This window comes from Pseudomonas sp. TH34, from assembly GCF_016650865.1.
Classification (GTDB): Bacteria; Pseudomonadota; Gammaproteobacteria; order Pseudomonadales; family Pseudomonadaceae; genus Aquipseudomonas; species Aquipseudomonas yamanorum.
The window spans coordinates 1-15,213 of record NZ_JAEKFB010000024.1 but is presented as its reverse complement, the minus strand read 5'-3'; the positions used below and the strand labels follow the sequence as shown (position 1 = coordinate 15,213).

The following is a 15,213-nucleotide window of genomic DNA, read 5'->3' as shown; positions in this document are numbered from 1 at the left end:
TTAATGGACCATTCAATGCGCCGTCCCACCTTCGACCTTGATGTACTGCGCACCTTCGTCACCGGCGTGGAGCTGAACAGCTTTGCCAAAGCGGCGGACCGCCTGGGCCGTTCGACCTCAGCCGTCAGCGCGCAATTAAAGAAACTCGAAGAACAGGTCGGCACGCCGGTGCTGAGCAAATTCGGGCGCGGGCTGGTGCTGACGCCGGTGGGTGAAGCGCTGCTCGGCCACGCCAGGCGGTTGCTGGACCTCAATGACACTGTCTTCAGCAGCCTTAACGAAACCCAAACCGCAGGCACCTTGCGCCTCGGCTTGCAGGAGGATTTTGGCGAGCACGTGCTCAGTGACATCCTTCGACGCTTCGCCAGGTTGTATCCGATGATCAGTCTTGAAGTGCGGATAGGCCGCAATGCCGAGCTGCTGACCCTGATCGACAGCGCGAGCCTGGACCTGGCGCTGACCTGGGAAACCGGTCAGACATCGTCCTGCCGCACCCGCCTGGGGCAGACACCCATGCACTGGATCGGGCCCCGGGACAACCCCCTACTACCGCGCGCCGAAGATGCGCCGCTGCCCCTGGTGATGTTCGAGGCGCCCTGCGTATTACGCAGCGCGGCCACTGAAGCCCTGGACCGCGCCGGCATTGCCTGGCGCATTGCCTTGACCAGCCCCAGCGTGGGCGGGATCTGGGCGGCGGTCGATGCCGGGCTGGGCGTGACCTTGCGCACCCGCATCGGTTTGCCTGCGCACCTGCGGGTGCTCGACGGCCTGCCGCCGGTGCCGTCCCTTGGCTATGAATTGCATTGCAGCCATCCAGCGCCAGGCGCTGAGGTAGCACAGCTGGCAGCGCTCATACAGAGCAGCCTGGTTTAGGCGGTTTCGCAAGGTTCAAGGGTCACGAACAGTTGTCGCCCCAACTTCGCCACCGTTTCCAGGTGCTGTTCGGCAGCGCCGCTTTCCGAGTCCAGTAGCAGCTCGGATGTCAGCACTTTCGCACCGCAGTAATCAAAGATCCCATGGTCGATTTGCGTACGCATGGCGTTGGCATAGCCGTGGCGTTCAAACACACCTTCGTCCGCCCCGCCAACGCCCAGTAAGTGCACCTGCAAATGGCCGAGCTTTTTCACCACCTTCGTCTCAAGGCTGTAGTCGATCGCCCAACCGTTGACGAATACCCGGTCGATCCAGCCCTTGAGCAAGGCCGGCATCGACCACCAGAAGATCGGGAACACCAGCACCAAGGCGTCGGCGCGGTCCAGACGGGCCTGTTCGGCCAGTACGTCGGCCGGCGGCGTGGCGCGGGTGCGATGCACTTTATGGTCGGCGGCGTTGTAACGCGGGTCGAAACCTTCAGCGGCGAGGTCGGCGATTTCAAAGGTGTGGCCGGCGGCGGTTATGCCGGCGGCGGCCTGTTTGGCGAGGCTGTGGGTCAGGGAGTGTGAGTCGTGGTGAGCAACAACGATCAGCGCGTGCATGGCGGTGACTCCGTCGGGGTAGCGATGAGAAGGCAAATTGAGTAGGCTTGAGCTAAGTTACCGTTGGTAAGTTACTTTTGGTATATAAGCATGTCAAGCGATCAATCCCCTGCCCCTCGCCGCCGCCTGTCCCGGGATGACCGGTTGCGCCAGTTGCTCGACGTGGCCTGGCAACTGGTGCGAGAAGAAGGCACCGATGCCCTGACCCTGGGGCACCTGGCTGAGTTGGCCGGCGTTACAAAGCCGGTGGTGTATGACCATTTTGGCGATCGCGCGGGGCTGCTGGCGGCGCTGTATGAAGATTTCGACGCCCGTCAGAACCAGGTGTTTGCCGCCGCGATTGAAGCCAGCGAACCCACCCTGGACGACCGCGCGTGGGTCATCGCCTCGTGCTATGTCGACTGTGTGTTGCTGCAGGGACGTGAAATTCCGGGCGTGATTTCCGCCTTGGCTGGCAGCCCGGAACTGGAGAGCATCAAGCGTGAGTACGACGTGATATTCCTCGGCAAGTGCCGCGATGCCCTCGCCCCTTTTGCCGTGGACGGTGTGATAACCCAGGCCGGTTTGAGGGGGATGCTGGGCGCAGCGGAAGCCTTGTCCCATGCCGCAGCGAGCGGGGAAATCAGCGCGCTGGAGGCACAGGAGGAGCTGTTTGCGAGCATCAAGTCGATGGTGAGTCGAGGAGCGCGTTAGCCCAGCCTTGCGTGCACAAACATCCGGGCCTTGTGGGTCATTTGGTCGAAGTGACGATCACGTTGTTTTTCCGCATCGATCATCGCCCGCTTACCGTGTTTTTGCAGGAGATAAGTGTGGATCTGTCGCACCTCCAGCGAGCTGTAGATCGACGCCACATCCAGCAAACCCATCAGACCGTCAGTGCTGTAGTCGCGGGTGTTCATCAGCACCTGGGTACCGCGCACGCCGCGCAGTTGAAAGCCCATGGACTCGAACGCCTGTACCTTCTCTACCGCGCAGGTCAGTTCGGCATGGGGGTAGCGGGCCAGCATGTCCTGCATCATCGCCCGCGCCACGCCTTTGCGCCGATGGCTGGCGTGCACCGCCATGTACGCCACGCCGCACGCCTCGGGATCGTCTTTCACCGGCAGGTACAGCAGGAAGCCGATCACCTGCTCCTGCGCGTCCAGCGCGACGATCAGTTCAACCGCAATGCCTTTGGAGCCGCCCAGCGCTTCGAGGTACAGGTGCACTTCGTAGCCGATCGCGTACTGGTAGACGTTGTACAGCAGGTTGCTCGGCGGGATGGCGACCATGCTGATGTCGGTCAGGTTGTCGACCACCATCTGCAGGATCTGCGCGTTGATCGGCTCGGCGCATGGGGTTTCATAATGGGTAAGGCTGAACATTCGAATTCCTGGTGTTTCATTTTAAGGCCCGGCGGATTGTACCTGCTGAAGGGCCGCCGTGGACCCGGAAACACCCATTGTGGCGCTTTCCAAAGGGGTGTCCAGGCTCGGCTCATTGCGCACACACTTCCCGCAGGCAACCGCGCAGCCAGCGATGGGCCAGGTCGGCGTCCAGGCGCGGGTGCCAGAGCATCGACACGGTGAAGTCCGGGAAGGCAAACGGTAGCGCAAAGCGATGGAGGTCGCTGTGCAGGTTGGCGGTATGGCGCTCCGGCACGCTGGCGATCAGGTCGGTGCTGCGGGCTAACGCCAGGGCGGTGGAGAAGCCGGCGACGATGGTTACCACGTCCCGGGTCAGCCCCAGCGCTTCAAGGGTTTGATGGATCTGGCCCTGATCACGACCGCGCCGGGACACGTAGATGTGCTGGCCTTCGGCGAAGCGTTGCGGTGTGACGATGCCTTCGCTCAGCGGGTGCCCTTTGCGCACCACGCCGATAAACCGGTCGCGAAACAGCGCCTGGGTCAGCACCTCGGGGCTGGCGCTGCTGTCGACCACGCCGGTTTCCAAGTCGACGCTGCCGTCGCGCAGCGGCGTACTGCCTTTGTCCGGCTTCTGCACGAAGCGCAACCTCACGCCCGGCGCCTCCCGGGCGATCCGCGTCAACAGCGCCGGGCCGAAGTTTTCAACAAATCCGTCGCTGGTGCGCAAGGTGAAGGTGCGTACCAGTTGACTTAGGTCCAGCGTCGCCGCCGGTCGCAAGACTGCTTCGGCGTCCTGCACCAACTGACTGACCTGTTCGCGCAACGCCAACGCCCGCGGCGTGGGTACCAGGCCGCGTCCAGCACGCACCAGTAACGGATCGCCCGTGGTTTCCCGCAGTCGCGCCAACGCCCGACTCATCGCCGACGGGCTCAGGCGCAAGCGTTGAGCGGCACGGGCGACGCTGCCTTCGGCGAGCAACACATCCAGGGTGACCAGCAGATTGAAATCAGGTGTCGACACGGCAGACCTCACAGGGCGTTTGGCGCACGTATAAAGTGCAAATGCTGCGCCTTCCGCCATGTTAGGTGACGGCGTAGATTTCCGACAGCGGTCAAATCCAGGAGCCTCTTGATGAAATCACCTGCACCCCGTGGCGCCCTCGCCGCCCTGTCGCTGTCCATGTTGCTGGCGTCTTTGGGCACCAGCATCGCCAACGTTGGCCTGCCAAGCCTGGTACAAGCGTTTGACGCATCCTTTCAGGCGGCGCAGTGGGTGGTGCTCGCGTACTTGCTGGCGATCACCGCCGTGATCGTCAGCGTCGGGCGACTGGGCGACCTGATGGGCCGCAGCCGCTTGCTACTGGCGGGGTTACTGCTCTTCACCGTGGCCTCGGCCTTGTGCGGCATGGCCCCGTCCCTCGGGCTGTTGATTGCCGCCCGCGCCCTGCAAGGCCTGGGCGCGGCGATCATGATGGCGATGACCATGGCGCTGGTGGGTGAGACCGTCGCCCAGGAGCGTACCGGCCGTGCCATGGGTTTGCTGGGCACGATGTCGGCCATGGGCACCGCGCTGGGGCCAAGCCTTGGCGGGATGTTGATCGCCGGGTTTGGCTGGCGCGCGCTGTTCTTCATCACCGTGCCGCTGGGGTTGCTGACCTTTGCCCTCGCCCGGCGTTATCTGCGCGTCGACCGCCGCGAGCGACAGCCTGCTCAATCCAGGTTCAGTTTCCTGTCGACGCTACGGGATTCGACCCTGAGCGCCGGCCTGGCCATGAGCGCGCTGGTATCGGCGGTGATGATGGCGACACTCGTCGTCGGGCCGTTCTACCTGACCCACGGTGCGGGTCTCGACCCCGCCTGGATGGGCCTGACCATGGCAGTCGGGCCCTGCGTTTCCGCATTGATGGGCGTACCTGCGGGGCGTTTGACCGACCGTTTCGGCAGCGGGCCGATGACGATTGTCGGGCTACTGGCGATGCTGACCGGCTGCCTGTTGCTCGCACTGACGCCACCGAACCTCGGCATTGCCGGGTACATCGGCCCGCTGATTATCCTCACCCTCGGCTACGCCCAGTTTCAGGCCGCCAACAACACCGCAGTGATGAGCGACGTAAAGGCGGACCGCCGTGGCGTGGTCGCTGGCTTGCTCAACCTGTCGCGCAATCTGGGACTGATCGCCGGCGCTTCGGCCTTGGGCGCGGTGTTTGCGCGGGTTTCAGGTGACCTCGCCACGGCCACTCCCGCCGACGTGGGAAGTGGGATGCGAGCCACGTTCGGCGTGGCATTGGCACTGATTGGTGTAGGCCTTTTCCTGGCCCTACGCGCCCGGTTCCGCGTGACGCCTGTCTTGACAAGGTAAAATCGTAACGACTATTGTCTGACAACCTGATTACCAAGGTTTTGCCATGCTTGAGCTCCAACGCCCAGATTCGCTCGTTATGCGCGTTGTCAGCGCCATTCGTGCAGAAATCGACTCCGGCCAACTGGCGCCCGAAGCACGCCTGCCCACCGAACAGCAACTGGCTGAACAGCTCAATGTCAGCCGCTCGGTGGTGCGCGAAGCGATTGCCCAGCTAAAGGCCGACGGCGTACTGACTGCGCGGCGTGGCCTGGGCTCATTTATTTCCCAGACCCCGGCCGGCACCGTGTTCCGCTTTCCGGAAAAAAACGGCCGCCGCCCGGACCTCGCGCAAATGTTCGAAGTACGCCTGTGGATCGAAACCCAGGCCGCCTCGATTGCCGCCCAGCGCCGTGATGCCGCTGACCTGCACCGCATGAAAACCGCCCTGCAGGAAATGCACGACAAACGCGCCGACTTTGAAGCCGCCGCCCTGGCCGATGTGGAATTCCATCGCGCCATCGCCGAAGCCAGCAAGAACGACTATTTCGTGGCCTTCCATGACTTCCTCCGAAGCCAACTGGCCAGTGCGCGCAAGACCGCCTGGGAAAACTCTGCCACCCGCTTTGTCAGCGGTTCGGCCGACGCCACCCAGGAACACACCGCGCTGTACCAGGCCATCGTCGACAGTGACGCCCAAGGCGCCGCTGCCTGTGCCGAGGCCCACTTGCGCGCGGCAGCACGGCGTTTGCACCTGGAATTGCCCGCCATCAATTAAACGATCCAAACCCTTTTGAAGCGTGCCGTCGGGCACGCCGTTTTTTTAACAAAACCATTAGTCTGACAACCTGATAAGCAGACTGAAATGCGTAGGTACCTAAAACAATGATTTATGACTTTTGCATCATCGGCGGCGGCATCGTCGGCCTGGCCACCGCGATGGAGTTGCTCAAGCGCCAGCCCAACGCTTCCTTGGTGATCCTGGAAAAGGAAACCCTCCTGGCCAAGCACCAGACCGGCCACAACAGCGGCGTGATCCATGCCGGTATCTACTACGCGCCGGGCAGCCTCAAGGCCGACTTGTGCAAACGCGGCGCCGAAGCCACCAAGCAGTTCTGCACCGAGCACGGGATCAAGTTCGAGGTGTGCGGCAAGTTGCTGGTGGCCTCGACCCCGCTGGAAGTGCAGCGGATGGAAGCGCTGTACGCCCGCTCGCAGCTCAACGGAATGAAGGTCGAACGCCTGGACGCCGACCAGTTGCGCCAGCGCGAACCGAATATCGTCGGACTGGGCGGGTTGTTTCTCGACGCCACCGGCATCGTCGATTACCGCGAAGTCTGCGAAACCATGGCCCGGGTCATCCGCCGTGCCGGTGGGGAAATCTGCCTGGAACGCACCGTGACCTCCATCGTCGAGGACACTGACAAAGTCACCGTCAGCACTCGGGGTGAAAGCTGGCAGGCCAAGCACCTGGTGGTGTGTGCAGGTTTGCAATCGGACCGTCTGGCGGTAATGGCCAGGGTCAAGATCGACCACCAGATCATCCCGTTTCGCGGCGAATATTTCCGCCTGCCGGAATCGAAGAACAACATCGTCAACCACCTGATCTACCCGATCCCTGATCCGGAGTTGCCGTTCCTTGGCGTGCACCTGACCCGCATGATCGACGGCAGCGTCACGGTCGGCCCGAATGCCGTACTTGGCCTGGGCCGCGAGAACTACCGCAAGTTCTCAGTCAACTGGCGCGATGTGGCGCAGTACGCGAGCTTCCCCGGCTTCTGGAAAACCATCTGGCAGAACCTCGGTTCAGGCAGCGTCGAGATGAAGAACTCGCTGTTCAAGTCCGGCTACCTGGAGCAATGCCGCAAGTACTGTCCGTCGCTGAACATCGAAGACCTGTTGCCCTACGAAGCCGGCATCCGCGCCCAGGCCGTGATGCGCGACGGCACCCTGGTGCACGACTTCCTGTTCGCCCAGACCCCGCGAATGCTCCACGTGTGCAACGCGCCCTCACCCGCTGCCACCTCCGCAATCCCTATCGGCGCGATGATCGCCGACCGCATGTTCAAGCCCGACTGACACCCTGCATCACGCGTCACTTTGACAATAAATATAATGACTCATAAGGAAGTACAGAATGACGGCAACAGCCCGCACCCCGGACGTTGAAACCCCCGAACAAACCCAGAAACGCCTGCGCAAAGTCGCGGCCGCGACGATCTTCGGCTCGATGCTGGAGTGGTATGACTTTTACCTGTACGCCACCATGGCGGCGATTGTGTTCTCGAAGATCTTCTTCGATAACAGCGACCCGAAGGCCGCCACGCTGATGGCGTTTTCTACCTTTGCCATCGGCTTCATCGCCCGCCCGTTCGGCGGCATTCTGTTTGGCTACCTGGGCGACAAGTTCGGGCGTAAACAAGTGCTGGTGCTGACCTTCTGCATGATGGGCGTGTGCACCACGCTGATCGGCCTGATCCCCAGCTACGCCTCCATTGGCATCTGGGCGCCGATCGTGCTGGTGTTTATCCGCATCATCCAGGGCCTGGGCGCCGGTGCCGAATTGTCTGGAGCGGCAGTCACCTCCTACGAGCATGCCTCGGAAGGCAAGCGCGGCAGCCAGGGTGCATGGCCGGCGTTGGGGCTGAACCTGGGTTTGCTGCTGTCGTCGCTGACCGTGTACCTGCTGACCATCAACGGCAACGAATTCCTGCTGGCCGGCGGCTGGCGGATTCCGTTCATTTGCAGCATCGCGCTGGTGGGTGTGGGCCTGTGGGTGCGCAACAGCATCCCGGAAACCCCGGAATTCAAGGAACTGAGCAAGGAAACCGCGAAGGCCAAGGCCTCGCCGCTCAAGGCGCTATTCAAGAATGACCTCAAGGGTTTGGCGGTGGTGTTCTTCGTGGCGATTGGCTACAACGCCCTGAGCTACATCTTCAAGACCTTTTCCCTGGCGTACCTGACCCAGTTCAAGGGCGTAGATGTGCACGTGACGTCGCTGTCGGTGACTATCGCCAGCCTGATCGCCATCGTCGCCGTGCCGTGCTTCGGCTGGTTGTGCGACAAGTGGAGCAGCAAGACCGTGCTGATGCTCGGCGGCCTGCTGTCGCTGCTGTTTGCCTACCCGTTCCTGGCGCTGCTCAATACCGGTGAGAGCCTGATGATCTACATTGCCATCGGCGTGGCCACCGGCATCCTCGCCCCGATGATGTTCGCGCCCCAAGGTTCGTTCCTGAGCCGGCAGTTTCCGACCCAGACCCGCTCTTCAGGCTTTGGCACCGGGCGCGAAATCGGCACCGCTATCGCAGGTGGCCTCGCGCCATTAGGCGCCTTGTCGATGGTTGCGGCGTCGGCCACCCACTCCACTGATGGCGTTGTGATAATCCTCGCCATCTCATCGCTGCTGGTGGTGGTGTTCGCCCTGTGCGATCAGGGCCGTAAACACTCGGCATTCAAGAACTGAGGCAAAAAGTTCGGACCAACGGGTGCATGAATGCCCCCTCATCGCGCATCATGGGCACTTTCAAGCTCAAGGGAAACGTCCATGCGCGTTCTGTCATTGATGATGGGTCTTACGACGCTGGCCGCCAGTCTGGTGTTTAGCGCCCAGGCGCAGGCGGGTGAAGAAAGCCTGTTGGTCGACTCGATCAATCAATACCGCAGCCAGGTTCAGCGCTGCGGCACTCAGGGTTCCCAGGAATTGCCTCCGCTGGCCAGCGACACGCGTCTGGTGCTGCCGGTCAACAGCGTCGGCGATCTGCAGCAGGCGTTGGCGCGGGCGGCGTACCCGATGGTCAACGTCCAGGCCATCAGCCTGTCGGGGCCCAAGAACGCCGAAGCCGCGATGAAAGCCGTGCGTGAAAGTTTTTGCCGGGTGGTGCTCGACCCGCAATTCATTGATATCGGCGTGAGCAACAGCGGCCAGGACTGGCGCATCGTGCTGGCCCGTCCGCTGTTGACCAGTGGCCTGGGCGAGACCCAGACCGAAGGCAGGAAGGTCCTCGACCTCATCAACGCCGCCCGCCAGCTACCCCACCAGTGTGGCGGCCAGGCCTTTGCCGCCACCACACCCCTGAGCTGGAACGAAGAACTGGCCACCGCCGCCGCCGGCCACGCCCGCAACATGGCCAATGGCAACTTCTTCGATCACCTCGACCACGACGGCCGCACGCCGGGGGACCGGGCTGAACTGGCGGGCTACATCGGCCAGCAGATCGGCGAGAACATCGCCGCCGGCATGGACACCCCGCGCAAAGTGGTCGACGGCTGGCTCGCCAGCCCCGGGCATTGCGCCAACCTGATGAACCCGCAGTTCCGCGAGATGGGCGCCGCCTACGCCATGGACCCGAAAAGTGATGCCGGCATCTACTGGACGGGCTTGTTTGGGGTGCAGCAATAACGGTTTGTATCCCAACGTATCGTTGCGCCGAGGCGACACACTGCGAGGCGCGCAGCCACTGGCGATGACACATTGCGGATACGCCAGCACGGTTTCCTGTGCACACCGGCCCGCCCCGGGCCACTCACAAGGAAACCGTCATGTCCCAGAACAGCACCGTGCTCTACACCGGCAAAACCCACACCACTGGCGGCCGTGAAGGCGCGTCCCACAGCGATGACCTGCAACTGGACATCAAGCTGTCGCCGCCCGGTTCCAAGACGGCTGGCACCAACCCCGAGCAACTGTTTGGCGCCGGCTGGTCCGCCTGCTTTATCGGCGCAATGGGCAAAGCTGCACAAACCCTGCAAATCCGCCTGCCGGCCGACACTGCGGTGAGCGCCGAAGTGGACCTGGTGAACAGCCCGGAAAACGGCTATTACCTGCAAGCGCGCCTGCGGGTCAGCTTGCCGGGTATTGAATATTCGACCGCCCAGGCACTGGTAGACCTTGCCCACCAGACGTGCCCGTACTCCAAGGCCACTCGCGGCAATATCGAGGTTGCGATCAGCGTGGTCTGAAGGCGGTTTGGCGGGTCATTGTCCAGCGCAGGCATTAAAGTGCCATCTAGTGGATAATCCCGCTGAACTGGCTGGGTCCAGGGGTGTCTGTTGCTTGGCATCCCTGCTCAGCAAACCGTGGCAAAGAAGGCGTTCACCGAATGACAAACTGGCTGCAAGGCGGCGGCGAAATGGCCGAACGGGTCCGGCATCACGATTGGGCCAATACCCCACTGGGGCCGCTGGACCAATGGCCAGACGTATTGAAGACCACCGTCGCGCTATGCCTTGCCTCCAGTTTTCCCCAGGCGATCGTCTGGGGGCCTTCGCTGATCACGCTGTACAACGATGGGTTTATCCCGATCCTTGGCGACAAACCCGATGCCCTCGGGCGGCCTTTCAGCCACATCTGGCAGGAAGCCTGGCCCCAAATCAGTCCGTTTGCCGACGCAGCCTTCGCCGGTAAAGCCACTTTTATCGAAAATTACCCGTTGACGATCGAACGGGGCGGCGCGCCGGAGCAGGCGTACTTCACCTTCTGCTACAGCCCGATCCGCGACGTGCAGGGCAAGGTGGTCGGCATGCTCGACACCGTCACCGAAACCACCGCCACCGTTGTCCTGTCGCGACGATTGACCGAGTTGAATGCGAGCCTGGAGCAGCGTGTCAACGAAAGAACTGCCCTGCTGACCCAGACCGAAGCCGCATTACGCCAATCGCAAAAGCTCGAAGCCATCGGCCAGTTGACCGGAGGCGTGGCCCATGACTTCAACAACCTGCTGACCATCATTCGTTCATCCGTCGATTTCCTGCGCCTGCCGAGCCTGTCTGAAGAACGTCGCCAGCGCTACATGAGCGCCGTCACCGACACCGTGGAACGGGCCGGGAAATTGACCAGCCAGTTGCTCGCGTTCGCCCGCCGCCAGCCGCTCAACCCGGAAGTGTTCGATGCGGCCCAGCGGGTCAAGAACATCGGCGAGATGCTCGAGACGGTCACTGGCGCACGGATTCAGGTGCGCGTCGAAATGCCGGGGCAGCCGTGCTACATCCGCGCCGACTCCAGCCAGTTTGAAACCGCACTGATCAATATCGCCCTCAACGCCCGGGACGCCATGAACGGCCAGGGCACCCTGACCCTGCGCCTGGATGCCGAGCAGACACTGCCGAGCATCCGCGGTGACGCCGGCTCACGTCAGGCGTTTATTGCGATCTCCCTCACTGACACCGGCAGCGGGATTCCCGGTGAGACGTTCGAGCGCATCTTCGAACCGTTTTTCACTACCAAGGAAGTCGGCAAGGGCACCGGCCTTGGGCTGTCCCAGGTGTTCGGCTTCGCCAAGCAGTCAGGCGGCAACGTCGATGTGGCCAGCGAGGTCGGCCAAGGCACGGTGTTTACCCTGTACCTGCCGCAAGTGGTGCCCGAAGAGGGCTTCGAGCGCTGCGCCCCCGAGCGGTGTGGCCTGATCGCGGACTGCGCCCAGCGCCATATTCTGGTGGTGGAAGACAACCTGGAAGTGGGCCGCTTTGCCAATCAGATCCTCCAGGACCTGGGCTACCAGACCACCTGGGCGACCAATGCCGAACAGGCCCTGGAGCTGGCCGGTACAGAGGTAAAGGGCTTCGATGCGGTGTTTTCCGATGTGGTGATGCCCGGCATCACCGGCGTGGCGCTGGCCAGGGAACTGCGGCGGCGCAGGCCTGGCTTGCCGGTGGTGCTGACCTCGGGCTACAGCGAGGAGCTGGCAGAAAGCGGCTACGAAGGCCTGGCCTTCCTGCCCAAGCCCTACTCCGCCGACCAGGTCTCACAGGTATTGGCCAAGGCATTGCTCAAAGGCTGAGCCCTATTCGGCCACGGCCACCTGGTTGCGCCCGAGGGCCTTGGCGCGGTACAGCGCCTTGTCTGCGGTGTTCATCAAGCCGTGCAGGTCCTGGTCCACCGCCCGAGCCCAGGCCACGCCGAGGCTCGCGGTCAACCCATGGACCGGCTCGCTGGCCAGCCCTGCGATGGCCTTGATCAACTGCTCGGCGATGTGCCGCCCGGTCTCCAGCGACGTATCCGGCAGCAGCACCGCAAACTCCTCGCCCCCCAGCCGTCCGTAGACATCGGCCTGGCGAAACGACGCGCTGATCACCCCGCCGATCTGCCGCAGCACCTGGTCCCCGGCCTGGTGGCCGTAGGTGTCATTGATGTTTTTGAAGTGATCCATGTCCATCATCAGCGCGCACAACGGCTGCTGGTTATGCCGGCACTGTTCGTAGAGCAACTGCGCATGCTCGAAGAACGCCCGGCGGTTCATCAGCCCGGTAAGCTCGTCGGTTTGTGCGGCGCGGGTGGAGATATTGTGGGCACGTTCCATTTGCCGAGTCAGGCGAAAGGCTTTCTCCAAAGCATCCGACAACTTGCGCGTGGCGCCGCCAACAAACGAAGAGAACACCAGCACCGCCAGCGCCATGCCGACTTGCATCGAGGACGGTTGAAACAGCAGCCACAGGGTGCATGGCAGCAGAACCAGGCCCATAGAGACCAGGGTCATGTAGCGATAGGCCGAATAACAAGAAACGGCGCTGACCGACATGCCCACAGTGAACAACATCACCAGGGCCTGGGAGAGTCGGTCGTCGGTGGGCATCAGCGCGAGTGCACCGATCCCCCAGACCCCGGCTGACAACATCAGCGTCACCCAGTAACGCCGTTCCCAGCGTGCGGGGGTGCGATCACTGTTGGGGCAGCGAAACCAGGCCATGAACATCGACACTCGCAGCAGCGACGTGCCCGCCAGCACCACCAGCCAGACCAGCATTACCGAGTGATCAAAACGTTCCCAGCACAGCCAGCAGAGCATTGCGGCGGCCATATAACTGCCGAACACCGCAGAAAATGATTGGCGAAACAGCTGGTGCAATCGATCTGTTCGTACCTGCTCCTCGATGAAGCAATCCTGGTCCTGCCCACGCCCAAGGCCATTCATTTGGTCCGCCTGATCTTACTGCCGCGACAAAGTGCCATTGTGGCATCCTGCCAGTAGCCCTAACAACTGAATCAAGCGTGCTAGAGCGCCGAAAGCAGGATAAATATAGGTGAACACCTTCTCTCTCGCTCCAAGGACCAGAGCCCATCCATGAATACTTGCCCGATAACCACCTCACGCCTGATTTTCAGGGCCCCGACGGTCGACGATGCGGCCAGTGTATTCGCCATTTATGGCGATCCCGAGACCAACCGCTATAACCCGGCGGGCCCCTTGACCGACCTGGGTCAAGCCGAGGCCGCCCTGGCTCGCTGGCTGAAGCACTGGGCAGAACATGGCTTCGGCCAATGGGCGATTGCGACCCGGGAGGCGCCGGAGTGTGTGATCGGTTTCGGCGGCATCACGTTGTACAAGTACAACGACGTTGAGCGAATCAACCTGGGCTACCGCTTCGCGGTCAGCGCCTGGGGCCAAGGCTACGCGACGGAGCTTGCCAGGGCAGCGTTGCAGTTTGGCTTTGTCGAACTGGACCAGCCGCAGGTGTACGGCGTGGTGCGTCCGGCCCATACAGCCTCGATCAAGGTGCTGGAGAAAATCGGTATGCGGCCCATCGATGAGCTGGACGATGTGCCCGGGCAGGCGCCGAGCTTGGTGTTCGTGGCCACGCGCGCGGATTAATCCAGCGGCGGAATGACCCCGTCAGCCAGGGTTTTAAGCAACCGTGCGCGCCGCAGCTCAAGGTCGGCAATCTGCCGCTCGATCGAGGCCAGTCGTTCCCGCTGGGCAGCGGACGTCTGCGAACACGCGGCAGCCCCTTCGATCATGCGCATGCAGTCAGGGAAACTGCGGATCTCGGCCAGGCTGAAGCCCGTCGCGATCATCCGCTGGATCTGCCGGACCTGCGCCACGGCCGCAGCGGGAAACGTGCGATAGCCATTACTGGCACGGCTGGACGTGAGCAAACCATGCTCATCGTAATGGCGGATCGAACGCACACTCGCGCCGCTCTGCCGCGCAAGTTCGCCGATGCTCAAGGCGCTGGAGGCTTGGGTATTTTTCATCGAAAAAACATAACACGATTTTCCCCTTGACCCTCACACCAGTGTGAGGGCTGACGCTAGGGCACCTACCCTGAACCGGAGCACCGTTCATGCCCTTTCGTACCCTCACCCGTCGCCTGTGCGCACTGTTGCTGGCAGGCGTGCTGCTTGCCGTATCCGCGGCCGCCCTTGCCCAGACCGACACCTATACCGTTACCGCGCCGGACGGCGTCACCCTGGCGGTCCAGGAATCAGGAAACCCCGACGGCCCCACCCTGCTCTTCATTCACGGCTTGCTGGGCAGTCACTTGAACTGGGAAGCGCAGGTAAACAGCCCGCAACTACAACGTTTTCGCATGATCACCTACGACCTGCGCGGCCATGGCCTTTCGAGCAAACCCGCCGAAGACGCGGCCTACATCGAAGGCCGTCGCTGGGCGGATGATCTCAATGCGGTGATAACCGCCTCCCATGCCGACAAACCCTTACTGGTCGGCTGGTCGCTGGGCGGCGCAGTGATTTCCAACTACCTGGCCCGGTACGGCGATAGCCAGATTGCGGGCGCGGTGTATGTCGACGGCGTCATTGAGCTTAAGGCGGACCAAATCGTGGCGCATCCCGAGGTGTACCGCGACTTGAACTCGCCAAACCTGAAGACTCATCTGGACACCGTGCGCGAGTTCCTGGCCCTGTGTTTTCACACCCAACCCGACAGCCGCACATTCGAACGCCTGCTGGCCAACGCAGCCATGGCTTCCTGGGACATGCAGCGCGCCGTGCAATCCATGACGGTCGACGCCGCCAAAGGCCTGGGCGGCGCGAAAGTGCCGGTGTTGCTGCTGTATGGCGCCCGCGATGCCCTGGTCCAGGCGGGGCCGGCCATCGCCCGGGCGAAACAGCTCAATCCACAGGTGCACAGTAGGTTGTATGCAAACGCCGGCCATGCACCGTTCACCGAAGAGCCCGACCGATTCAATCACGACCTGGCAGGTTTCTTCGACGCGCTCCAGGCCAACGCCAATCATTAACCTGCCTTGTATCGCAGTGTGTCCAAACCACTCTGCGATACAAAAGCTTTAACCCAAGGGTTTTCCCGAAACAGGCGGG

16 protein-coding genes are annotated in these 15,213 nt (G+C 62.4%); 11 read left to right on the top strand and 5 right to left on the bottom strand.

Annotated elements, in window-relative coordinates; translation table 11 throughout:
• Positions 1-15 precede the first annotated feature (15 nt).
• A complete protein-coding gene (locus tag JFU58_RS19505) occupies positions 16-873 on the top strand; it encodes a LysR substrate-binding domain-containing protein (protein WP_201141696.1) in 858 nt (285 codons plus the stop codon).
• Here JFU58_RS19505 and JFU58_RS19500 read toward each other — a convergent pair.
• Positions 870-1,475 carry an NAD(P)H-dependent oxidoreductase gene (locus tag JFU58_RS19500; protein ID WP_177026076.1) on the bottom strand — a complete coding sequence of 202 codons (606 nt, stop codon included), beginning with the start codon at positions 1,473-1,475 and terminating at the stop codon, positions 870-872. The two genes, JFU58_RS19505 and JFU58_RS19500, sit on opposite strands and share 4 nt — an antisense overlap.
• 90 nt (positions 1,476-1,565) lie before the next feature.
• Here JFU58_RS19500 and JFU58_RS19495 point away from each other — a divergent pair, with 90 nt between their 5' ends.
• A complete protein-coding gene (locus JFU58_RS19495; RefSeq protein ID WP_102605868.1) occupies positions 1,566-2,168 on the top strand; it encodes a TetR/AcrR family transcriptional regulator in 603 nt (200 codons plus the stop codon).
• Here JFU58_RS19495 and JFU58_RS19490 read toward each other — a convergent pair.
• Both JFU58_RS19490 and JFU58_RS19485 read right to left on the bottom strand, forming a co-directional pair.
• The gene (locus JFU58_RS19490) at positions 2,165-2,839 is read right to left on the bottom strand and encodes a GNAT family N-acetyltransferase (protein ID WP_201141694.1); all 675 of its coding nucleotides are present in this window, start codon (positions 2,837-2,839) and stop codon (positions 2,165-2,167) included. The genes JFU58_RS19495 and JFU58_RS19490 overlap by 4 nt on opposite strands.
• 112 nt (positions 2,840-2,951) lie before the next feature.
• Positions 2,952-3,842 carry a LysR family transcriptional regulator gene (locus JFU58_RS19485; RefSeq protein ID WP_093209569.1) on the bottom strand — a complete coding sequence of 297 codons (891 nt, stop codon included), beginning with the start codon at positions 3,840-3,842 and terminating at the stop codon, positions 2,952-2,954.
• Between the two features lie 111 nt (positions 3,843-3,953).
• Here JFU58_RS19485 and JFU58_RS19480 point away from each other — a divergent pair, with 111 nt between their 5' ends.
• From JFU58_RS19480 to JFU58_RS19450, 7 genes are all read left to right on the top strand, one after another.
• Complete coding sequence (locus tag JFU58_RS19480; protein WP_177071553.1) at positions 3,954-5,180, top strand: MFS transporter; 1,227 nt, start codon at positions 3,954-3,956, stop codon at positions 5,178-5,180.
• Between the two features lie 46 nt (positions 5,181-5,226).
• Entirely contained in the window at positions 5,227-5,937 is a 711-nt protein-coding gene (locus JFU58_RS19475; RefSeq protein ID WP_201141692.1) for a FadR/GntR family transcriptional regulator, read from the top strand.
• A 107-nt stretch (positions 5,938-6,044) separates the two neighbouring features.
• Positions 6,045-7,238, top strand: a complete 1,194-nt coding sequence (lhgO, locus tag JFU58_RS19470; RefSeq protein ID WP_201141690.1) for an L-2-hydroxyglutarate oxidase — start codon at positions 6,045-6,047, stop codon at positions 7,236-7,238.
• Positions 7,239-7,296: 58 nt separating this feature from the next.
• Complete coding sequence (locus JFU58_RS19465; RefSeq protein ID WP_201141688.1) at positions 7,297-8,622, top strand: MFS transporter; 1,326 nt, start codon at positions 7,297-7,299, stop codon at positions 8,620-8,622.
• Between the two features lie 81 nt (positions 8,623-8,703).
• Complete coding sequence (locus JFU58_RS19460) at positions 8,704-9,558, top strand: CAP domain-containing protein (RefSeq protein ID WP_063029755.1); 855 nt, start codon at positions 8,704-8,706, stop codon at positions 9,556-9,558.
• A gap of 140 nt (positions 9,559-9,698) precedes the next feature.
• Positions 9,699-10,118 (top strand): organic hydroperoxide resistance protein, encoded by a 420-nt coding sequence (locus JFU58_RS19455; protein WP_201141686.1) that lies wholly within the window; start codon positions 9,699-9,701, stop codon positions 10,116-10,118.
• A gap of 140 nt (positions 10,119-10,258) precedes the next feature.
• Entirely contained in the window at positions 10,259-11,935 is a 1,677-nt protein-coding gene (locus tag JFU58_RS19450) for an ATP-binding protein (RefSeq protein WP_177071551.1), read from the top strand.
• Positions 11,936-11,938: 3 nt separating this feature from the next.
• Here JFU58_RS19450 and JFU58_RS19445 read toward each other — a convergent pair whose 3' ends face one another.
• Positions 11,939-13,066, bottom strand: a complete 1,128-nt coding sequence (locus JFU58_RS19445; protein WP_063029748.1) for a GGDEF domain-containing protein — start codon at positions 13,064-13,066, stop codon at positions 11,939-11,941.
• Between the two features lie 150 nt (positions 13,067-13,216).
• Here JFU58_RS19445 and JFU58_RS19440 point away from each other — a divergent pair, with 150 nt between their 5' ends.
• On the top strand, positions 13,217-13,744 hold the full coding sequence (locus tag JFU58_RS19440) for a GNAT family N-acetyltransferase (RefSeq protein WP_177026084.1): 528 nt from the start codon (positions 13,217-13,219) through the stop codon (positions 13,742-13,744).
• Here JFU58_RS19440 and JFU58_RS19435 read toward each other — a convergent pair.
• The gene (locus tag JFU58_RS19435) at positions 13,741-14,127 is read right to left on the bottom strand and encodes a MerR family transcriptional regulator (RefSeq protein ID WP_063029744.1); all 387 of its coding nucleotides are present in this window, start codon (positions 14,125-14,127) and stop codon (positions 13,741-13,743) included. The genes JFU58_RS19440 and JFU58_RS19435 overlap by 4 nt on opposite strands.
• A gap of 89 nt (positions 14,128-14,216) precedes the next feature.
• Here JFU58_RS19435 and JFU58_RS19430 point away from each other — a divergent pair, with 89 nt between their 5' ends.
• Complete coding sequence (locus tag JFU58_RS19430; protein WP_201141684.1) at positions 14,217-15,134, top strand: alpha/beta fold hydrolase; 918 nt, start codon at positions 14,217-14,219, stop codon at positions 15,132-15,134.
• The last annotated feature ends 79 nt before the right edge of the window (positions 15,135-15,213 follow it).